Here is a 21,098-nt window from a genome sequence, read left to right on the forward strand (position 1 = left end):
CAAGTCTGGCTTATCGGGGGTCGGTCGAGGCCAGGATCATGGTCCAGAACACCTTGTATTTGGTGCCGGGAGCATAACCCGCCGCTATGCCCAATTTTGTGACACCGCTCTTGAGCATGTTGGCGCGGTGCGGGGGCGAGTCGCGCCAGCCGGAAAACGCTTCCGCCAGCGTATGATAGCCGGCCGAGACGTTCTCAACCGCAACATTCGCCGGATAGCTGCCGGCGCTGAGGCGCTTGGCCAGCGGCGCGCGGACGTCATGGTCCATCTTGTTGGCCGCCGCCATGGCCTGTGACTGGGATTCGGCGAGCCGCATCAGATCGGGGTCGATCACGACGGTGCCGAGCCCGTTATTCTGGCGGTATTGCGAGATCATGATCGCAGCCGCCTGCGCATCGAGCTTGGTGCCGGGGACGGACATATCGGCATACATGGACGGCTGCTGGACCGGCGCTTCGTTGCCGGCGCAGCCGGCGAGCAGCACAGTGATGAGTATCGCGGCCGCGGCGCGCATGAACAGAAGCCCCCAAAATCAGGGGCCGTTGTTGCATATCAACCGTGGCTGAAAGGTGAATATTGAAGAAAAATTGACCCCTTGAGCCGGCTCAGGCGCCCGCAAATATCCGGTAGCGGCGAGGCTCCAGGCCAATCGTGTCACCGGCGCGCAGTTCCCTGTCGCGGGGGGCGTCGATCTCGATGCTCTCACCGCCTGACAGGGCGACCTCGGCCCGCTGCACGGGGCCGAAATTCCGAACGTGCTGAACCGCGCCCTCGAAAGCGCCGCTGCCGGGCGGCCCGACCAGCATGTCATGTCGCCGCACGAACAGTCTTGACGCGCCAGGCGCAAGGCCGTCTGCCGCGAGCCGCAGCGGCCGATCGCCGAGCCTGATGACGCCACCTTCGATCTTGACCGGCAGCTCGATGGATTCACCGATGAAGCCGTGGACGAAGGCCGTCGCCGGAGTTTCGTAGACGTCGTCGGGCGAACCGATCTGCTCGATCCTGCCCTTGTCCATCACCACGACACGGTTGGCGACTTCCAGCGCCTCCTCCTGGTCATGGGTGACGAAGATCGATGTGACGTTGATCTCGTGGTGCAGCGACCGCAGCCATCTGCGCAGCTCTTTCCGCACTTTGGCGTCGAGCGCGCCGAAGGGTTCGTCGAGCAGCAGGATGCGCGGCTCGATAGCGAGCGCGCGGGCGAGTGCGATGCGCTGGCGCTGGCCACCCGAAAGCTGGCTCGGATAGCGGTCGGCGAGCCAGTCGAGCTGCACAAGATCAAGCAGCTCCTTGACGCGTGCACGAATGGTAGACTCATCCTTGCGGATGGCGCGCGGCTGCACGCGGAGGCCGAAGGCGACGTTCTCGAACACCGTCATGTGGCGGAACAGCGCATAGTGCTGGAATACGAAGCCGACGTGGCGTTCGCGCGCGCCCTGCGCCAGCGCGTCCTCGCCGTTGAAGGCGACGTCACCTGAATCAGGCCAATCGAGGCCGGCGATGATGCGCAGCAGCGTGGTCTTGCCGGAACCGGACGGGCCGAGCAGCGCCAGCAGCTCGCCGTTGTCGACCTTGAGGTCGACGCCATCGAGGGCTTTGAAGCTGTCGAACTTCTTGACGAGATTCCTGACTTCAATGCTCACTTGCGTCGTGTCCTTCGTCGAGATGATGTTCGAGAACGGTTTTCGCGATCAGCGTGATCAGCGCCAGCATCGCCAGTAGCGATGCGATCGCGAACGCCGCGACGAACTGGTATTCGTTGTAGAGAATCTCGACCAGGAGCGGCATGGTGTTGGTCTCGCCGCGGATATGGCCGGAGACGACGGACACTGCGCCGAACTCGCCCATCGCGCGCGCGTTGCAGAGCAGGACGCCATAGAGCACGCCCCATTTGATATTGGGCAGCGTGACACGGAAGAAGGTCTGCAGGCCCGAGGCGCCGAGCGAGATCGCGGCCTCCTCCTCCTGCGTGCCCTGCTCCTGCATCAGCGGAATCAGCGCACGTGCGACGAAGGGGAAGGTGACGAAGGTGGTCGCGAGCGCAATGCCGGGCACGGCGAACAGGATCTGGATGTCGTGATCGCGCAGCCAGCTCCCGAAATAGCCCTGCGCGCCGAACAGCAGCACGAAGACGAGGCCCGAGATCACCGGGCTCACCGAGAACGGCAGGTCGATCAGCGTGATCAGAAAGGTCTTGCCCCTAAACTCGAACTTCGCGATGGCCCAGGCCGCGACGAGACCGAACACGAGGTTGAGGCCGACTGAGATCGCGGCTACCACCAGTGTCAGCTTGATCGCGGACAACGCCTCCGGGTCGGCCAGCGCGGCGAGATAAGCGAGGATTCCCTTCGAGAAGGCCTGCGCGAACACGACCACCAGCGGCAGCACAACGAAGACAGAGAGAAAGATCATCGCCAGCGCGATGATAATGATGCGGACCGCGCGTGGTTCGGTGCGAAGGCTGTTCCGCGCAGCTGCCGCATGCGCGCGTGCCTTGGCGTCGGGGGCCGAGAGTGATACGGAATCAGCGATCTGCATCGTCATGATCCGCCCTCAGCGCGCCGGGATCCGGCTCCGCGCCCAGCGCTGGAGCCGGTTGACGGCGAAGATGATGACGAAAGACACGACGAGCATGACCACAGCGATGGCGGTCGCATCGGCGTAGCGAAATTCAGAGAGGCGGATCACGATCAGGAGTGGCGCGATCTCGGACACGTTCGGCAGATTGCCGGCGATGAAGATCACCGAGCCGTATTCGCCGACGGCGCGGGCGAAGGCGAGCGCGAGCCCGGTGAGCAGCGCCGGCCCGAGCGAGGGCAGGATCACGCGAATGATGGTCTGCCAGCGGCTCGCGCCAAGACTTCCCGCGGCCTCCTCGATCTCGGGGTCGAGATCCTGGAGCACCGGCTGCACGGTGCGCACCACGAACGGGATGCCGATGAAGATCATCGCGACGAAGATGCCGAGCGGCGTGAACGCCACCTTGATGCCGGCCGCCGCAAGTGGCGCGCCGAGCCAACCCTTCTCGGCGAACAACGCGGTCAGCGCGACGCCGGCGACCGCCGTCGGCAACGCGAAGGGCACGTCGACGATGGCATCGAACAGCCGCCTTCCGGGGAAGCGGTAGCGCACCAGCGCCCAGACGATGATGCTGCCCATCACCAGATTGACGCAGGCCGCCGCAAACGCGAGCCCGAAGGACACGCGAAGCGCGTTCAGGGTACGGCGGCTGGAGAGGATGTTCCAGAACTGCTCGGGACTGAGCTCGAGCGATTTCAGGAACAGGCCGGCGAGCGGAATCAGGATGATGATCGACAGCCAGGAAAGCGTCAGCCCCATCGTGAGACCGAAGCCCGGCAATGTCCGGCGTCGTGCTGCTAATGCGCTCACCAGGCCCCCTAAAGCCCCTCCGACAGCGCCCGATCAGTTCTTGTAGATCTGATCAAAGACGCCGCCGTCGGCAAAATGTTCCTTCTGCGCCTTGGTCCAGCCGCCGAACACATCGTCGATCGTGAACAGCTCGACCTTTGCGAAGGAGTTTTCATATTTTTTGGCGATCTCGGGATCGCGCGGACGATAGAAATTGCGTGCCGCGATTTCCTGACCTTCCTTGGTATACCAATATTGAAGGTAGGCGTCGGCGGCGTTGCGGGTGCCTTTTTTATCGGCAACCTTGTCGACGATGGTCACCGGCGGTTCCGCCAGGATCGAGAGCGGCGGCGCCACGATCTCGAATTTCTCCGGACCGAACTCCTTCAGCGCCAGATAAGCCTCGTTCTCCCAGGCGAGCAGCACGTCGCCGACGCCGCGCTCGACGAAGGTCACGGTCGCGCCGCGCGCGCCGGTGTCGAGCACCGGCACCTGCTGATACAATTTGCCTATGAAGTCCTTGGCTTTGTCGACTGAACCGTATTTCTTCTGCGCAAAACCCCAAGCCGCGAGATAATTCCAGCGCGCACCGCCCGACGTCTTCGGGTTCGGCGTGATCACCGCGACACCCGACTTGAGCAGATCGTCCCAGTCCTTGATGCCTTTGGGATTGCCCTTGCGGACCAGAAACACGATGGTCGAGGTGTATGGCGATGAATTTTGCGGCAACCGCTTCTGCCAGTCGGCCGCCGTGAGGCCTTTGCCCGCGATAGCGTCGATGTCGTAGGCGAGCGCAAGCGTCACCACGTCGGCCTGCAATCCGTCGATCACAGCGCGCGCCTGCGAACCGCTGCCGCCATGCGACTGCTTGATCTCGACGCTCTTGCCGGTTTCCTTCTGATAGGCATTCGCGAACGCCTTGTTGAACTCGGCATAGAGCTCGCGCGTCGGATCGTACGATACGTTCAGCAGATTGATGTCAGCGGCGAGAGCCGAGCTTGCCAGCAAGCCAGTAACGAGAAGTCCTGCAGCGAGCGGAACGATACGGCGCATCATGTCCATCTCCATTCACTTCGATGACGTCGGTGTCAGCGAAGACCTGCAGGCATAACTCGGACCCAAACGGGCTTAAGTCAACGGAACCGGATTTTCTTGTTCGTAGCCGGGCAGCGCGACTGTGCTACGAAATCTTCATCGTGTGGATGCCGCATTCTGTCTTGGCCCGGCCGCGCCACCGACCGGCGCGTTCGTCTTCGCCTTCAGCCGTTCTGCTCGTGCAAGGCATACACCCAACCGACAGGAAACCGGACTCCGCCAGAGGATGGCGCGGCAATTTGGCGCGGGCGAAAATTGCCTCGAGTTCCTCGCGCGAGACATTGGCGAAGGGATTGAACTTCAACCGCGCGCCGTCGTCCTCGACCACCGGAATGTCGGCGCGCGTGCTGCCCTGGAAGCGCTTGCGGCCGTTGAGCCACGCATCGAACGGTTTCAGCGCACGCGCCAGCGGCTCGACCTTGCGGATACGGCAGCAAGCGTCGGGATCCGAGAACCAGAGGTCGCGGTCGGGATCTTCGCGCGACAGCGTCTCTTCGGCAGGTTTGATCGAGCGGACGTCCGTCAGGCCCAGCGTCGCGATCAGCGTGTCGCGATAGGCCAGCGTCTCCTCGAACAACCAGCCTGTATCGAGGAAGATCACGGGGATCGCCGGATCGACGTCAGCCATGACTTTCAGCAGCGTCGCCGATTCCGTGCCGAAGGATGACACCAGCGCCAGCTTCTCGCGCCCGACCGTCTTCAGCGCAGCGGCAATGATTTCAGCGGGCGAGGCATCGCGTAGGGCATGATCGAGCTCCTCCGCTGAGGACAGCGCAGAGACGGACATCGACGGAACCTGAGGCGCGATTGCGTTCACGTGCCGACACCCTCGGAGTGACGCAGCTGCATGCGCCGGTGCAGCGCCGTGATCCGGCCGTCGCCGGTCGGCTGGTAGAATACCGAATAGCGCTTCGCGGTCTGCATGAAGGCTTCCGCGTCGGTCTGCTTCTTGACGTCGAAGGAATCGAAGCCGGCGCGGAGCATGAACACGAACTGGTCGCGCAGGATCTGGCCGGTGGCACGCAGGTCGCCGCGATAATTGTAGCGCTCGCGCAGCAGCCGCGCCTGACTGTAGGCACGTCCGTCGCGGAAGGTCGGGAACACCAGCGCGACGACGGCGATCTTGCCGAGATACGGCACCAATTCGGCGATGTCGCGGTTGTTCGGCCAGATCACGCCGACCTTGCCGGTCCGCTTGAGCAACGCATCCGCCTCGCCGACGAAGCGCTCGGCCGGCACCAGGATGTCGCCGCCCTCGGGCAGCGGCGTGTCGACGGCGAGCTTGACGAAGCTGTCGTCGACGATCTTTCCGCCGTTAACGAGTGGCATAAACGCGCTCCTTGAAGGGTTCGACGCCGAGGCGCTTTACGGTGTCCATGAACAGCTCTTCCGGCCGCTCGCGCAGCGCCAGATAGGCCTCCACGATGTCCTCGACGACGTCGGCGACCTCGTCGAACTTGACGCCAGGACCGATCAGATTGCCGAGTGCGGCGCTCTCGTCGGCGCGGCCGCCGATGGTGATCTGGTAGACTTCCTCGCCGTTCTTCTCGACGCCGAGAATGCCGATATGGCCGACATGGTGATGGCCGCATGCATTGATGCAGCCGGAGATGTTGATGTGGAGACGGCCGATCAGATTGGCGAGCTCGTGATTGGCGAAGCGCCGCGTCAATTCCTGCGCGATCGGGATCGAGCGCGCATTCGCCAGCGAGCAATAGTCGAGCCCCGGGCAGGCGATGATGTCGGTGATCAGATTGACGTTCGGTGTCGCCAGCCCGAGCTTGTCCAGCGCCTTCCACAAGGCCGGCAGGTCGCGCTTGGCGACGTGCGGCAGAGCAAGGTTCTGCTCGTGGCCGACGCGGATCTCACCGAATGAGTATTTGTCGGCGAGATCGGCCAGTGCATCCATCTGCTCTGCGGTGGCATCGCCCGGAGGCGCGCCGATCGGCTTCAGCGAGATCGTGACGATGGAATAGCCCTGGACCTTGTGCGGGGCGACCGAGTTCTTGCGCCACGCCTCGAAATCAGGATCGGCCGCGGCCTGGCGCAGCTGGTCCGGCATGTGCGGCAGCTTCTCGTAGGACGGATAGGCGAAGCGCGAGCGGATGTCCTCGATCACCTCGTCGTCGATCTGGAGCGAGGAGTTGCGGATGTGCTGCCACTCTTCCTCGACCTCGCGCGAGAATTTCTCGATGCCGAGCTCGTGCACCAGGATCTTGATGCGCGCCTTGTAGATGTTGTCGCGGCGGCCGTACTGATTGTAGACGCGCAGGATCGCTTCGATATAGCTGAGGATGTCGCGGCCATGCACGAAGTGCTTGATGGTCTTGGCGATGAACGGCGTGCGGCCGAGCCCGCCACCGACCAGCACCTCGAAGCCGGTCTCGCCCTTCTCGTTCTTGATCAGGCGCAGGCCGATATCGTGGATCTTGATCGCCGCGCGGTCATGGTCCGACGCGGTGATTGCGATCTTGAACTTGCGCGGCAGGAACGAGAATTCCGGATGCAGCGTGGTGTGCTGGCGGATCAACTCCGACCAGATGCGGGGGTCTTCGATCTCGCCGGGCGCGACGCCGGCCCACTGGTCCGAGGTGACGTTACGCATGTTGTTGCCGGAGGTCTGCATCGCATGGATGCCGACCTCGGCGAGATCAGCCAGCGCATCCGGCAATTCGGCGAGCTTGATCCAGTTGAACTGGATGTTCTGCCGCGTGGTGAAATGGCCGTAGCCGCGGTCGTATTTGCGCGCGACATGGGCGAGCGCCCGCAACTGGTTCGATGCCAGCGTCCCGTAGGGGATCGCGACGCGGAACATGTAGGCGTGCAGTTGCAGGTAGACGCCGTTCTGAAGCCGCAGGATCTTGAACTCGTCCTCGGTGAGCTCGCCGGAGAGGCGGCGCTTCACCTGGTCGCGGAACTCCGAGACGCGCTCGTTGACGAGCGTGCGGTCGATTTCATCGTAAGCATACATAAGAAAACGCCTTAAACCTGTACCGGCTGTCCGATGGTCACGCCGGTGCGGCGGATCTGTTCGCGCAGATTTCCGGGTTCGATCTTGCCGTCCGCACCGACCTGTACTGGTGCGATATAGGGACCGATCGCGCCGACATCATCGGCAACGGACTCCGCAAGCAACGCTTTCGCCTCGTCGGAGTTGCGCACGATCGCGGCTTCCGACAGGTCCGCGGACCAGCTCATGGCGGCGGTGCGGTAAACGACGATGCCGTCCCAGGTACGGTTGGCGGTTACGACCGAGGGGCCGGCGATTTTGATCTTCTTCTGTTCAAGCGGGGAGGTCATTCGGCTGCATCCAATAGGTCAGAGATGATTTGCTTTGGGGTTTGGCGGCGAAGCGAGCCGGCATGCCGGACCACATCGCCGATGATGAGAATGGCGGGGCCGCCGTTGGTCCGCCGCACCAGTTCGGGCAGGTCGCGCAGCGTGCCGATCGCGCCTTGCGCATCGGGACGCGTGACGCGGGCGAACACGCCGACCGGCGTCTCCGGCGAACGGCCGGCGGCAAACAGGCCGGCGCGGATCGCGGGGGCAGCCGTCATGCCCATGTAGACCACGACGGTCATCTTTGCGTCGGTCAACGTCGACCAGTCCACCGTCTCCGCGTCGCGCGCCTTGTGCGCGGTGAGGAAGGTGATGCGGGTCGCTTCATGACGGTAGGTGAGCGGCACCTCGAAATCGGCGGCGCCGCCGAGCCCTGCGGTGATGCCGGGAATGATCGAATAGGCAACGCCGGCTGCACGCAGGGCTTCGACTTCTTCGCCACCGCGGCCGAACACGAAGGGATCGCCGCCCTTCAGCCGCACCACGCGCTGGCCGGATTGCGCGGCCTCGATCATGCGCTTGTTGATCGCGTCCTGCCCGATGCCGGGCTTGCCGACGCGGCGGCCGACCGGCACGCGCGTGGTGTCGCGGCGGATGCGGTCGAGAATTTCGGGCGAAACCAGTTCGTCATGGAAGACGGTATCGGCGTCCTGCAATGCGCGCAGCGCCTTGATGGTGAGCAAATCCGGATCGCCGGGTCCGGCGCCGACCAGTGCAACGGAGCCTTCCGGCTTGTCGGCGCGCGCGAACGCGGACGGATCGGTGATCCTGTTCAGCGCCGCTCCAGCCTCGCCCTTGCGGCCGGCCAGAACGGCGGCGCCGATCGGGCCGTCGATGACGCGCTCCCAGAAGCGGCGGCGCAGCGGAAACTCGGCAATACGTTCGTTGATGGATTTGCGGAAGCCGCCGATGAACTCGGCAAGCTCGCCGATCCGCGCCGGCAGCAACGCCTCGATCTTTTCGCGCACGCGCCGCGCGACGACCGGCGACGTTCCGCCGGTACCGACAGCGACCACGACATCGCCGCGATCGACGATCGCAGGGAAGATGAAGCTGGAATGTTCGAGATCGTCCATGACGTTGACGGGCAGGCCGAGCGCCTTGGCGCGGGCCGACATCGCCACACCGATATCCTCCGCGCCTGCGCAAACGATGGCGATGACGCCGGCGAGATCGGCGGCGAGCGGATCGCCGGCCACAACTTCGATACGCACCGCGTCCGCAGGGCTCAAACCCAAGTCCTGATTGCCGTCGATCGTATGCACGCGAATGCGCGCACCGGCAGCGGCGAGCACGCGCAACTTGGCGCGCAAAAGCTCACCCGCGCCGATGAGGACCACCGGGCCGGCCTTGAGATCGAGAAACACCGGCAAGAACCGCATGCGATACTCGCTTCCCCCACATCCGGGGTTGACTGGAATTATTTTCTATATATGTGTCGTTTCGAGCGAGCAAAGAGAAAATTTTTTCTTCTCTCCCGCACCGCAACTATAGAATTTTCGCCTCCAAACGCAAAGTGGCAGAGATGCATCTTCTCAAGGACGATTCCGCAGCAAACGGACTGAGCAGCCCCGCATTCATCGTGCGCGCGCCCGCGAAAGAATTTTTTGCTGACCTTGCCCCGAGCATGGACCATCTCGACCAGCTCGAAGCCCAGAGTATCTATATCTTCCGCGAAGCCTTCGGTCGCCTCAAGAAGATTGCCCTGCTGTGGTCGCTCGGCAAGGACTCCAATGTCATGATCTGGCTGGCGCGCAAGGCGTTCTTCGGCCGCCTGCCGTTCCCGGCCCTCCATGTCGACACCGGCAAGAAGTTTCCGGAGATGTATCGCTTCCGCGATCACTACGGCAAGGAGTGGGAGCTGGATCTGCGCGTCGAGCCCTGCCCGCCCATCGATGCCGTCGACCCAACGCTGCCCCCCGCCGCCCGTTCCGCCGCGCGCAAGACCGAGGGTCTCAAGATGGCGCTCGGCAAATACGGTTTTGACGGCCTGATTGCCGGCATCCGACGCGACGAGGAGGCGACGCGCGCCAAGGAGCGCGTGTTCTCGCCGCGCGGTCTGGAGGGCAATTGGGACGTGCGCGACCAGCCGCCGGAGTTCTGGGATCATTTCAACGCCTCGCCGCCGCAAGGCGCGCATCTGCGCATTCACCCGATCCTGCATTGGACCGAGTCCGACATCTGGGCCTACACCAAGCGCGAGAACATCCCGATCATTCCGCTGTATCTCTCGCAAAACGGCAAGCGCTACCGCTCGCTGGGCGATCAGGACATCACCAATCCAGTCGCTTCGACGGCGTCGAACATCGACGAGATCCTGGTCGAGCTCGAGCAGACCAAGGTGCCGGAACGTGCCGGCCGCGCGCTCGACCACGAGACCGAGGACGCTTTCGAACGCCTCCGTGTCGCCGGCTATCTCTGATCAAGGACGCGAGCGCCGTATGAACATGATCGTCACCCCCGCTTCGCCCGCCACGCCGAACGGCACCACGCGGCCCCAAGTCCGCATCGTCATCGTCGGCCATGTCGACCACGGCAAGTCGACGCTGGTCGGCCGCCTGCTGCACGAGACCGGCAGCCTGCCCGACGGCAAGCTCGAGATGCTCAAGGCCGTCAGCGCGCGGCGCGGCATGCCGTTCGAATGGTCGTTCCTGCTCGATGCGCTCCAGACCGAGCGCGACCAGGGCATCACCATCGACACCACGCAGATCCGCTTCCGCACCAATTCGCGCGACATCGTGCTGATCGACGCGCCCGGCCACGCCGAATTCCTGCGCAACATGATCACCGGCGCCTCGCAGGCCGACGGCGCGGTGCTGATCATCGACGCGCTCGAAGGCGTGCGTGACCAGACCCGGCGGCACGGCTACCTCCTGCATCTGCTCGGCGTGAAGCAGGTCGCGATCGTCGTCAACAAGATGGACCGCGTCGACTTCTCCGCCGAGCGCTTCAACGAAATCAGCGACGAGATCTCGGCGCATCTGCTGGGCCTCGGCGTGAAGCCCACGGCCGTGATTCCGATTTCCGCCCGCGACGGCGACGGCGTCGCCGAGCGCACCGACCGGATCGGCTGGTACAAGGGCCCGACCGTGGTCGAGGCGCTGGACAGGCTCGAGCCGGCGCGGCCGCTGGAAGCGCTGGCGCTGCGGCTGCCGGTGCAGGCGATCTACAAATTCGACGACCGCCGCATTGTGGCTGGCCGTATCGAATCCGGCAGCCTCATCGCCGGCGACGAGATCGTGATCATGCCGGCCGGCAAGATCGCCAGGATCAAGACGGTCGAGAGCTGGCCGGTGACGCCGGTCGCGGGACGCCAGGGTGCGGGCCGATCGGTCGGCATCACGCTCGACCGCGAGCTGTTCGTCGAGCGCGGCGATATCATCGCGCATGCCAACAGCGCCCCGCGTGAGACGCGGCGATTGCGCGCGCGGATCTTCTGGCTGCACGACAAGCCGCTGGCCAAGGGCGACCAGCTCCTGGTGCGCTGCGGACCGAAGGAAAGCCGCGCCACCGTCGTCGCGATCGAGAAAGCCGTCGATCCGGGCGAACTGTCGAGCGTCGAGAACAAGGCGATCGGCCGTAACCATGTCGGCGAGATCGACATCTCTCTTTCGAATTCGATTGCCACCGACCCCTACACCGAAAACCCGCGCACCGGCCGCATCGTGATCGAGGTGTCTGGGCGCATCGCGGGCGGCGGCCTCGTGCTGTCGGTCGATGCCGGCCAGCGCGCCCTGCCCGTGGACATCGTGCCGGTGGAATCCGCGCTGCGGCCCGACGAACGGTCTGCGCGCTATCAGCACAACGGCGCCGTGGTCTGGCTTACGGGCCTGCCGGCGTCCGGCAAATCGACGCTGGCCAAGGCGCTGGAGCGGCGGCTGTTTTCGAATGGCGGCTCGCCGATCCTGCTCGACGGCGACACGCTGCGCGCCGGGCTCAACAGCGATCTCGGCTTCTCGGCCGCCGATCGCAGCGAGAACATCCGCCGGCTCGCCGAAGTGGCGACGCATCTCGCGCGCAACGGCCACATCGCCATCGTCGCCGCGGTCTCGCCCGCCCGCGAGGACCGCGCCACCGCGCGCCGCATCGCCGACACTTCGTTCCGCGAGATACATGTCGCGACCCCGGCCGGCGTGTGCGAAGAGCGCGATCCCAAGGGCCACTACAAGAAGGCCCGCGCCGGCGCGCTCGCGTCGTTCACCGGCATCGGCAACGATTACGAGACACCGCAGGCCGCCGAGCTCGTGATCGACACCTCGACGCGGACGGTCGCCGAGGCGGCCGACGAGATCGAGCAGATGCTGAAGACGACCGGCGTGCTGTTCGACGAAGTCGTGGACCTCGCCGCGAATATTTGAAGCCGGGCTGCTGCTCCGCTGTCGTCGCCCGGCTTGACCCGGCGACCCAGTATTCCACCGACAGCAGTGATTCAGCCAGAGGCCGCGGCGTACTGGATTCCCGCCTTCGCGGGGAATGACGCCGGTGCGTGGGCCGCCCACCGCGCCTTGACATTTTGACAGACGTCGGGGGCCTTCTCACGGCCCCGATTTTGGGGCTAATAAGGCCCCGAAAGCTGCTCCCTTGGGGCGCATTTTGCTGCTGTCTGGTCAAAAGCAGCCAAAAACATCGATTTCCAACGAGAAAGCCCATCATGGAACGCGTCGACGCCCACGGATTGAAGATCGCTCCCGTCCTGTTCGATTTCATCGCCAAGGAAGCGGCCCCGAAGACGGGAATCGCGCCGGATGCGTTCTGGGCCGGGCTCGCCGCCATCATCAAGGAGCTGGGGCCGAAGAACCGCGCATTGCTGGCGCTGCGCGACACGCTGCAGGCCAAGATCGACGACTGGCACCGCGCCAACAAGGGCAAGGCGTTCGACCTCAATGCCTATACCGCTTTCCTCAAGGAGATCGGCTATCTCGTCCCTGAGCCGGTGACGCAGAAGGTCGAGACGACCAATGTGGACGAGGAGATCGGCAAGATCTGCGGCCCGCAGCTCGTCGTGCCCCTGACCAATGCGCGCTATGCGCTGAACGCGGCGAATGCGCGCTGGGGCTCGCTCTATGACGCCTTCTACGGCACCGATGCGATCCCGCACGATCCTTCCGAGAGCGGCAAGGGCTACAACAAGGCGCGCGGCGACAAGGTAATCGCGAAAGCAAAAGCGTTCCTCGATGCCGCCGTGCCGCTGGCGACCGGCAGCCACACCGACATCACCGCCTATAGCGTCGTCGCGGGCCAGCTCGCGGTGAAGCTGAAGAGCGGCAACGCGACCGCGCTGAAGAACGCCGCGCAATTCGCGGGCTTCCAGGGCGATGCTGCCGCACCGAGCGCGGTGCTGCTCGTCAACAACGGCATGCATGTCGAGGTGAAGATCGACCGCGGCAGCACGATCGGCAAGGACGATCCGGCCGGCGTCGCCGATATGATCATGGAGTCCGCGGTCTCCACCATCCTCGACATGGAGGATTCGGTCGCCGCGGTCGATGCCGAGGACAAGGTGCTGGTCTATCGCAACACGCTCGGCCTGATGAACGGCACGCTGACGGCCGATTTCGAGAAGGGCGGCAAGACGCTGACGCGCTCGCTCAATGCCGACCGCAGCTACAAGACGCCGGATGGCAAGGGCGAGGTCAAGCTGCACGGCCGCAGCCTGCTGCTGATGCGCAATTGCGGTCACCACATGTTCACCGACGCGGTGGTGGACAAAAAGGGCGAGGAGATTCCCGAAGGCCTGCTCGATGCCGCCGTGTCCGGGCTTCTTGCCGTTCACGACCTCAAGGGCAACTCCAAGGTCAAGAACAGCCGCACGGGATCTGCCTATATCGTCAAGCCGAAGATGCACGGCCCCGACGAGGTGTCGCTGACCTGCGAGATCTTCGACCGCGTCGAGAAGATGCTGTCGCTGCCCGAGAACACGCTCAAGGTCGGCATCATGGACGAGGAGCGGCGCACCACCGTCAACCTCAAGGCCTGCATCCAGCGCGCCTCCAAGCGCATCATGTTCATCAACACCGGCTTCCTCGATCGCACCGGCGACGAGATCCACACCTCGATGGAAGCGGGTCCGATGATCCGCAAGAACGAGATGAAGGCGCAGCCCTGGATCAAGGCCTATGAGGACTGGAACGTGGATATGGGCCTGACCTGTGGCCTGCCCGGCCACGCCCAGATCGGCAAGGGCATGTGGGCCGCGCCGGACAAGATGGCGGACATGCTGGCGCAGAAGCTCGCCCATCCGCAGGCCGGTGCCACCACCGCCTGGGTGCCCTCGCCGACCGCCGCGACCCTGCACGCGCTGCACTACCACCAGGTCAACGTCGCCGCGCGCCAGCAGGAGCTCACCAAGGGCGGCCCGCGCGCAAAACTCTCCGACATCCTCACTATTCCGGTGTCGAAGTCGAACTGGGCGCCCGACGACGTCAAGCAGGAGATCGACAACAACTGCCAGGGTATTCTGGGCTATGTCGTGCGCTGGATCGACCAGGGCGTCGGCTGCTCCAAGGTGCCCGACATCCACGACGTCGGCCTGATGGAAGACCGCGCCACCTTGCGCATCTCCAGCCAGCACCTCGCCAACTGGCTGCACCAGGGCGTCATCACCGAAGCGCAGGTGATGGAGTCACTCAAGCGCATGGCGGTCGTGGTCGACAAGCAGAATGCCGGCGATGCCATCTACAAGCCGATGGCGCCGGCGTTCGACGGCTCAGCCTTCAAGGCCGCCTGCGACCTCGTCTTCAAGGGCCGCGAGCAGCCGAACGGCTACACCGAATACATTCTCACCGCCCGCCGCCGCGAGGCCAAGGCCAACGGCTGAGCCCGATCGGTCTCATGCCAAAGCCCCGGCTCGCGCCGGGGCTTTCTTGTTTGCGGTAGCACCGTCCGCTAGAACACTGCGAGATATTTCAGCAGCGACACGATACCGATGATGATGACGACAACGCGCGCGATCTGCTTGGCTCGGCCATCCATCGGCAACATGTTGATGAGGTAAAGCACGAGAATGACGACGAGAAAGGTGACGAGTACGCGACCAGCATCGCTGGGACCCCCCTTTAGGCAAAGTTGCTGACGGTTTCACAACGCGCAACTCCCGCACCGGTTCCATCGCCGCAACCCTCTGCAACTTCTAGTAAATACGTACTTCTACGATCCGCCGGCCTGCCTAAAACTTTACCCTTTTCCTTTCAGATGCAGAAACCGTTTGGGTCCTGAGCCGCAAACGGCATGCGATTGCCGATTCTTGCGTGCCCCTCTTTTCCGATGTTGCCCGGGGCGACGTCACGAACTTTGCAACGGGAATTGGGGACTTCGATGCTGAATCGTCTGACCGTATCCGCGCTGCTGAAGGCGGTGATCGCGATCACGTCGGTCTGTGTGGTGATCTCGCTCTCGCTTACTGCCTACGAGTCGTGGGATCGCCTCAGGACCGCCAACCGCATCTCGCAGATCGCCGACGCCTCCGCCGATTTGTTCAAAGCGATGCACAATCTGCGCACCGACCGGTCGACCACGTCACGGCTGCTGAATGCGACCGAGTCGATGGACCCCGAAATCGAGAAATATCTGCGGAGCCTGCGCGATGCGCAGATGCCGGCGATGGCTCGCGCGCTCAAGCTGCTGCCTAGCATCGACTTTCCGCAATCGGGCACGATGGTGCCGGAGCTGGCTCGCCTCTACAAGCTGCTGATCGAGGAGCAAACGCAGTTCTGGGACGACGTCGCCAAGGCCAAGGATCAACGCCGGGCCGGCCTGACCAAGGAATACATGGAGACGACCCAAGGCCTGCTCGATGTGCTCGACAGGCTGTCGAACACGCTAGCCGGCACTGTCAACCACCAGGACGCCACGATCGACCAATTGCTGTCGATCAAGCAGAACGCCTGGCTGCTGCGCAACACCGCAGGCGAAGCCTCGCTGATCGTCTCGACCGGCCTGGCGGCGGGGAAGATCACGCCAGAGGGCCGCTACAACTACACCCAATATGTCGGCGGCACGGCGGCGATGTGGAAGGCGCTGGAATTGTCGACGTTTGGCATGCAACTGGCACCGGCGCTGACCTCTGCCGTGGCTGCTGCCAAGACCGCCTATTTCGAGCCGCAATATTTGGGCTTGCGCGACCGCCTTGCGGACGCGCTGGTAAAGAGCGAGAAGCCCGAGATGACCGCCAACCAGTGGAGCCCGCTCACGGTCGGCCGCATGGCAAGCGCGGTCGCGGTAGCGGAAGCCGCACTCGACGCCGCCAGGACGCATACGCTGGAGCAGCGCAGTGGCGCGCAGCGCGCCCTGATCGTGCAGCTCACGCTGCTAGCGCTAGCCATGGGGCTTGCCGTCGGCGCGATCATGCTGGTCAGCCGCCGCGTCATCACTCCGCTCAACACCATCCGCGATGCCATGCTGAAGGTCGCCGGCGGCGACCTCGCGGTGGACAGCGGCTATCTCGATCGCCAGGACGAGATCGGCGCGCTTGCCGGCGCACTGGAGACCTTCAAGCAGCAGGCCAACGAGAAGCTCAAGATCGAGGCGCACGAGCGCGAGCGCAATGTGGGCGCCACCGCGCGCCAGCGCGCGGTCGAGGCCTATGTCGGCGAGTTCGAGGGCGCGGTGCGCAAGACGCTCGGCGAATTGAGCGAAGCCTCCGGCGAAATGCGCAAGACCTCGGGCGATCTGTCCGCGGTGTCGCGCCAGACCAACGACCGCGTGCAAATCGCCGGCAAGGCCTCCAACGACGCCTCGATGAGCGTCGACAGCGTCGCTGCCGCCGCCGAGGAGCTTTCTGCATCGATCAACGACATCAGCCAGCAGGCCGCACACGCCGCAGGCATTGCCAGCCGCGCCGTCAACCAGGCCCGCGAAACCGACAGCACCGTTCAGGGGCTAGCACAATCCGCGGGACGCATCGGCGAGGTCGTAGGCCTCATCAACACCATCGCGGCACAGACCAATCTGCTGGCGCTGAACGCCACGATCGAGGCCGCGCGCGCCGGCGAAGCGGGGCGCGGGTTTGCGGTTGTGGCATCCGAGGTGAAGTCACTGGCAAGCCAGACCGCCAAGGCAACCGAGGAGATTTCGGAGCAGATCGCCGACATCCAGAAGGTCGCCGGCGATGCCATCAACGCGATCCAGGCGATCGGCGGCATCATCGGCGAGGTCAATGAAGTCGCTACCGCCATCGCCGCCGCCGTACAGGAGCAGGGCGCGGCGACCCAGGAGATCACCCGCAGCACGCAATACGCGGCGCAGGGCACCAAGAACGTTTCGGAGAATATTTCCGGCGTAAAGGCCGACGCAGATACCGCAGCCGGGGCCGCCGAGAACGTCAAGCAAGCCTCCGAAACGCTGGAAACGCAGAGTCGCCAGCTCGGTCATCAGGTCAGCGACTTCCTGGGCAAGATCCGGGCGGCGTAGGGCTGCGGGCGCTATCCGCTCACAGTCATCCTGGAGAAAGCCAGGACGACGTGGAAAGAGCTCCCCCTACTCCTTCGCCACCACCGGCACCTGGCGGAATCTTGCGCGCACCGAGTCCGGCAGCGGAGAGAAGTTCATCGCGACGCCGCGACGGTCGTTGGCATTGCGGCTGGCGACCACCAGGCCGTCCGCGCCCGCGACGATGTCGCCCTTGCGCAAGGTGGGATCGTCGTCGACCTTGACCTGAGCGAGCCCGGCCGGATCCTTGCCATTGCAGGTGCAGCCCGTCACGATCTCGTTGCGGTACCGGAAGGCGTTCGGCAGCTCGGAATAGGATTTTCCCTTGTCCGTCGTGGCGTCGTCGATATTGCCGCCATAGACCAGCGAAGTCTCCGAGGCCGGGCAGAAGCTCTTGCAGGACTGCGCCTTGCTCTCGGCATCGTTTCCCTGCGCCGGGAAATAGCGACCGTCGCAGCCGCGCACGCAATAGGCCGTGCCGCCGCCATAGGAGGCCCGCTGGCGCGGCGCGTCGTATCGCGGCATGTCATCGCCGGGGAACGGCATGCGGATCTCCGGCGCCGGCCGCCCGCGGAAGCCGCCGAACAGCGCCGAGAAAAAGTCCTCCGCGTGCGCCGACGGCGTCAGCGCGAGGCCGAAGGAGGCGACGGCGAAGAACGCCGCCGCGCCACCTGCCAGTTTGCCGATCGAACGTCTCTTCATGTAACCTCGCTCAACTCTAATTCACGGCCGACGTCGAAATGTTCAGCGCCTGCCTGCCTGAAGGCAACGTCGTCGGTGCCGGGCGCTTGCGCAGGGAATCTCCGCCTCTCGCCATCAGCGGCGCGTTCTTCGGCAGCACCACGACCTTGGCGCCGACATTGACGCGGCTAAACAGGTCGGTGACGTCCTCGTTGGTCAGGCGGATGCAGCCGGACGAAACGAACTTGCCGATCGTGGTGGGATCGTTGGTGCCGTGGATGCGGTATTCGCTCGAACCGAGATACATCGCGCGCGCGCCGAGCGGATTGCCGGGACCGCCAGCGACGAAGCGCGGCAGATAGGGCTGGCGTGCGATCATCTCCGCCGGCGGGTGCCAGTCCGGCCATTCCGCTTTGCGGCTGACGCTCTGCACGCCCGACCAGGTGAAGCCCTCGCGGCCGACGCCGACGCCATACCGGATGGCGCGGCCCTGGCCGAGCACATAATAAAGATAGGTGTTGTTGGTATCGATGACGATTGTACCGGCCGGCTCGCTCCGGTCGAAACTGACGATCTGCTTGCGCAGGCGATCGGGCAATGCGGCATCCTCGTCGGAGGTCTGCGACTCCTGACTCGCATAACCCGGCCTGGCATAGCCCTGCGAATAACCCTGATCCTGCGGATAGGCCTGCTCCTGCGGGTACGTATAACCCAGCGTCTGCGCGCTCGCGGCGCCGAACGGCACTGCCAGCAAAGCGGTTGTGAAGGCGAAAGCGGCGATGCGGCGCGGCGAAAAGCGGCGTCGGACTGCAGAGAACTTGGTCATGTGCTGCCCCGTTGGATGCCTGCATCAGGGTGATGCGGTGATCCGATAAACGCAGTCGAGCCGCTATAAGTTCCGCGGCAGGATGCGGCCTCCAAGTCACAGTCAAGCGAGCGTCTCTTCACGAAGCGGCGATGGAACCGGTGGCGCGTTGGTACGTTTCTCATTTCATAGGGCACGCGGACCGAAGCCTTCCGTGCCGGAGAGGTATTGTGCGCGTCCTTCCCAGTGAACGTATAATTCCCGGCAACAGCGAAGGCACACCGCTCCCCGAGCGCCACGGCGAACTTCCGCCAGTGATCCGGCGCACCGAATTCGTCGCATTCGCGCTTGCGGGGCTGCTGCTGATCGCGGTGATCGCCGTTCTCTATGTCGGAAAGGCGTTCTTCCTGCCTGTCGTGATGGCGTTCGTCACCGGCACGATGCTGTCGCCGGCGGCAACCTTCCTGGAGGAGCGGAAGGTGCCGCGCGGGCTCGCGGCCGCGTCGATCGTGATCGCGGTGACCGCCGTGGTCGGCTTCATGGTCGCGCTGATCGCCTCACCGCTGATGGAATGGAGCTCGCGCCTGCCCGAACTCGGCGCGCAATTGAAGGACAAGCTGCACGTGTTCGACCGGCCGCTGGCGCTGTGGCAGGAGCTGCAGACGATGGTCGGCGGCGGCTCGGACGGCTTGCACAGCTTCCAGATGCCGAAATTCGAGTGGGTGCAGCCGACGCTGGAATTTTTGTCGCCAACCTTCACCGAATTCCTGCTGTTCTTCGTCACCCTTATCCTGTTCATCGCGAGCTGGCGCGACCTGCGCCGCGCGATGATCATGACCTTCGGCGATCGCGACGCACGGCTGCGCACGCTTCGAATCCTCAACGAGATCGAGGTCCATCTCGGCAACTATCTTCTGACCGTGACTGTCATCAATATCGGCGTCGGCGTCGGCGCGGGCATGGTCTGCGCGCTCATCGGCATGCCCAATCCCGCCGGCCTCGGAGCCCTCGCGGCCACCCTCAACTTTATCCCGATCATCGGGCCGGTTGCGATGTTCGCCATTCTGGTCGTGGTCGGACTGGTCACTTTTCCGACCATTGGAGGTGGCCTGATGGCGGCGCTTGCCTTTGGCGGCCTCACCTTCCTGGAGGGGCACTTCGTCACACCAACCATCATCGGCCGGCGGCTGGAGCTCAATGCGCTCGCCGTGCTGCTGGCGCTGGCATTCTGGACATGGCTGTGGGGCCCGATGGGCGCGTTCCTGTCGTCGCCGCTTCTGATCGTCGCGCTGGTCCTGAAGGAGCATCTGCTGCCGACGGATTCGCCGCAGCTCCCACAAGGTTGAGAGGTTTCGATGACGGAACTTCCGTCACGACGAAACGTTCTCCGCCCATCTCAACCGCCAACAGTTCGGAGCTCCCGATGTCAACGTCCGACGGCGAAGCCAGGATGAGAGACTGGACTGATAAGGCCACCGCAGAACGCCTCGAGAAGGATGTAGCAGCCGTGAAAAACGATATCGCCGCCCTCACCGACCAGATCACCGACGCGCTCAACGTCTTTGCCAATTCTGCCGGCAAGCAAGCCCGCCGCGGCTACCGCCAAGCGCGCGAAAACGTGGATTCGACCTTCGACGACATGTCGGAGCGCGGCAGCGCCATGATGGGCGCAGCGCAAGATGCCTACGGCTCGATCGAGGAGAGGCTGGAAGACGCGATCACGCAGCGACCGCTCGCGACCGTGGGCATCGCGCTCGGCATCGGCTTCCTGATCGGTGCCGCCTGGCGCCGCTGAGGTCGTGAACGGGTTTTGAAATGGCGGCGCTGCGGCGCCGTCGGTGCCGGCATGTGACGATTCGGCTCGTGGGGGTTTGAGGAGCAAGGCCATGTTTCAGCGCATCATCGACGGGATCAGCGCATCCACCGGCACGACTGTGCGGCTGACCTCGTTGGCGGCGGGCGCGGCGCTCGCGCTCTTCATCACGACATGCTTCCTGTGCGCGGCGGCATTCATCTCGGTGCTGGAAAAATATGGTCCGGTGCAGGCTTGCCTCGCCGGTGCCGGCGTTTTCTTTCTGCTGACCCTGACTGCTGCAGTGAGCTATTGGGCCTACAAGCGGCAGTTGCGCAAGCAAGCCCATATCGCGGCCGAGCGCGCCGCGAAGTCGACGGCCGCGAGCATGCTCGCGGACCCCATGCTGCTCGCCACGGGACTCCAGATCGTTCGCGCCATCGGGATCAAGCGGCTGTTGCCGATCCTGGCGATCGGCGGCGTCGCCCTCGGAATCATGGCGAGCCGCGCCGGCGTGCCCGACGAGACGTCGGCTGAACCTGCCGAGTGACGGCTCAAGCGGGTTAGAAAATTTCGTCGTAAGTCTCACGA

General features: G+C 64.3%; 19 protein-coding genes and 1 pseudogene. 7 read left to right on the forward strand and 13 right to left on the reverse strand.

Annotated features, from left to right (window positions below; genetic code table 11):
* Positions 1 to 10: 10 nt before the first annotated feature.
* From ABIB06_RS05630 to cysG, 10 genes are all read right to left on the reverse strand, one after another.
* The gene (locus tag ABIB06_RS05630) at positions 11 to 514 is read right to left on the reverse strand and encodes a CAP domain-containing protein (protein ID WP_354044765.1); all 504 of its coding nucleotides are present in this window, start codon (positions 512 to 514) and stop codon (positions 11 to 13) included.
* A 91-nt stretch (positions 515 to 605) separates the two neighbouring features.
* Positions 606 to 1,643, reverse strand: coding sequence for a sulfate/molybdate ABC transporter ATP-binding protein (locus ABIB06_RS05635; protein WP_354044761.1), 1,038 nt, complete (start codon positions 1,641 to 1,643; stop codon positions 606 to 608).
* A complete protein-coding gene (gene cysW / locus ABIB06_RS05640) occupies positions 1,633 to 2,544 on the reverse strand; it encodes a sulfate ABC transporter permease subunit CysW (protein ID WP_354044758.1) in 912 nt (303 codons plus the stop codon). Before cysW ends, ABIB06_RS05635 begins: the two co-directional genes overlap by 11 nt.
* 9 nt (positions 2,545 to 2,553) lie before the next feature.
* On the reverse strand, positions 2,554 to 3,390 hold the full coding sequence (gene cysT / locus ABIB06_RS05645; protein WP_354044754.1) for a sulfate ABC transporter permease subunit CysT: 837 nt from the start codon (positions 3,388 to 3,390) through the stop codon (positions 2,554 to 2,556).
* 33 nt (positions 3,391 to 3,423) lie between these two features.
* Positions 3,424 to 4,425, reverse strand: a complete 1,002-nt coding sequence (locus ABIB06_RS05650) for a sulfate ABC transporter substrate-binding protein (RefSeq protein ID WP_354044750.1) — start codon at positions 4,423 to 4,425, stop codon at positions 3,424 to 3,426.
* 124 nt (positions 4,426 to 4,549) lie between these two features.
* Positions 4,550 to 5,281 carry a phosphoadenylyl-sulfate reductase gene (locus tag ABIB06_RS05655; RefSeq protein ID WP_354044747.1) on the reverse strand — a complete coding sequence of 244 codons (732 nt, stop codon included), beginning with the start codon at positions 5,279 to 5,281 and terminating at the stop codon, positions 4,550 to 4,552.
* A complete protein-coding gene (locus tag ABIB06_RS05660; RefSeq protein WP_354044744.1) occupies positions 5,278 to 5,793 on the reverse strand; it encodes a DUF934 domain-containing protein in 516 nt (171 codons plus the stop codon). The genes ABIB06_RS05655 and ABIB06_RS05660 overlap by 4 nt, the downstream gene beginning before the upstream one ends.
* Complete coding sequence (locus ABIB06_RS05665) at positions 5,780 to 7,435, reverse strand: nitrite/sulfite reductase (protein WP_247446310.1); 1,656 nt, start codon at positions 7,433 to 7,435, stop codon at positions 5,780 to 5,782. The genes ABIB06_RS05660 and ABIB06_RS05665 overlap by 14 nt, the downstream gene beginning before the upstream one ends.
* Positions 7,436 to 7,446: 11 nt before the next feature.
* Positions 7,447 to 7,764 (reverse strand): DUF2849 domain-containing protein, encoded by a 318-nt coding sequence (locus ABIB06_RS05670; RefSeq protein WP_247343749.1) that lies wholly within the window; start codon positions 7,762 to 7,764, stop codon positions 7,447 to 7,449.
* Positions 7,761 to 9,185: a siroheme synthase CysG gene (gene cysG, locus ABIB06_RS05675; protein WP_354044737.1), complete on the reverse strand. Its 1,425-nt coding sequence runs from the start codon at positions 9,183 to 9,185 to the stop codon at positions 7,761 to 7,763. The genes ABIB06_RS05670 and cysG overlap by 4 nt, the downstream gene beginning before the upstream one ends.
* Before the next feature lie 245 nt (positions 9,186 to 9,430).
* On the opposite strand from cysG, the gene cysD reads away from it, so the two are divergent.
* The 3 genes from cysD to ABIB06_RS05690 all read left to right on the forward strand — a co-directional run bounded on the left by cysD (position 9,431) and on the right by ABIB06_RS05690 (position 14,620).
* Positions 9,431 to 10,225, forward strand: coding sequence for a sulfate adenylyltransferase subunit CysD (gene cysD, locus ABIB06_RS05680; protein ID WP_247446358.1), 795 nt, complete (start codon positions 9,431 to 9,433; stop codon positions 10,223 to 10,225).
* Positions 10,226 to 10,244: 19 nt separating this feature from the next.
* Positions 10,245 to 12,161, forward strand: coding sequence for an adenylyl-sulfate kinase (gene cysC, locus ABIB06_RS05685; RefSeq protein WP_354044734.1), 1,917 nt, complete (start codon positions 10,245 to 10,247; stop codon positions 12,159 to 12,161).
* Positions 12,162 to 12,454: 293 nt separating this feature from the next.
* On the forward strand, positions 12,455 to 14,620 hold the full coding sequence (locus tag ABIB06_RS05690; RefSeq protein WP_354068620.1) for a malate synthase G: 2,166 nt from the start codon (positions 12,455 to 12,457) through the stop codon (positions 14,618 to 14,620).
* A 68-nt stretch (positions 14,621 to 14,688) separates the two neighbouring features.
* On the opposite strand, the pseudogene ABIB06_RS05695 reads toward ABIB06_RS05690, so the two are convergent.
* Positions 14,689 to 14,832: pseudogene (locus ABIB06_RS05695) on the reverse strand (Thivi_2564 family membrane protein); the annotation flags it as partial.
* A gap of 285 nt (positions 14,833 to 15,117) precedes the next feature.
* Here ABIB06_RS05695 and ABIB06_RS05700 point away from each other — a divergent pair.
* The gene (locus ABIB06_RS05700; RefSeq protein ID WP_354044728.1) at positions 15,118 to 17,211 is read left to right on the forward strand and encodes a methyl-accepting chemotaxis protein; all 2,094 of its coding nucleotides are present in this window, start codon (positions 15,118 to 15,120) and stop codon (positions 17,209 to 17,211) included.
* Positions 17,212 to 17,277: 66 nt separating this feature from the next.
* On the opposite strand, the gene ABIB06_RS05705 is transcribed toward ABIB06_RS05700, so the two are convergent.
* Entirely contained in the window at positions 17,278 to 17,931 is a 654-nt protein-coding gene (locus tag ABIB06_RS05705) for a DUF2865 domain-containing protein (protein ID WP_354044723.1), read from the reverse strand.
* 16 nt (positions 17,932 to 17,947) lie between these two features.
* Entirely contained in the window at positions 17,948 to 18,736 is a 789-nt protein-coding gene (locus tag ABIB06_RS05710; protein WP_354044721.1) for a L,D-transpeptidase, read from the reverse strand.
* 209 nt (positions 18,737 to 18,945) lie between these two features.
* Between ABIB06_RS05710 and ABIB06_RS05715 the strand changes: the two genes are divergently transcribed.
* The 3 genes from ABIB06_RS05715 to ABIB06_RS05725 all read left to right on the forward strand — a co-directional run bounded on the left by ABIB06_RS05715 (position 18,946) and on the right by ABIB06_RS05725 (position 21,057).
* Positions 18,946 to 20,061: an AI-2E family transporter gene (locus ABIB06_RS05715; RefSeq protein ID WP_354044718.1), complete on the forward strand. Its 1,116-nt coding sequence runs from the start codon at positions 18,946 to 18,948 to the stop codon at positions 20,059 to 20,061.
* Between the two features lie 77 nt (positions 20,062 to 20,138).
* Positions 20,139 to 20,510, forward strand: coding sequence for an ElaB/YgaM/YqjD family protein (locus ABIB06_RS05720; RefSeq protein WP_247343768.1), 372 nt, complete (start codon positions 20,139 to 20,141; stop codon positions 20,508 to 20,510).
* A 91-nt stretch (positions 20,511 to 20,601) separates the two neighbouring features.
* Entirely contained in the window at positions 20,602 to 21,057 is a 456-nt protein-coding gene (locus ABIB06_RS05725; protein WP_247343771.1) for a hypothetical protein, read from the forward strand.
* The last annotated feature ends 41 nt before the right edge of the window (positions 21,058 to 21,098 follow it).

The organism is Bradyrhizobium sp. LB8.2 (genome assembly GCF_040548035.1).
In the GTDB taxonomy this organism is placed as follows: Bacteria; Pseudomonadota; Alphaproteobacteria; order Rhizobiales; family Xanthobacteraceae; genus Bradyrhizobium.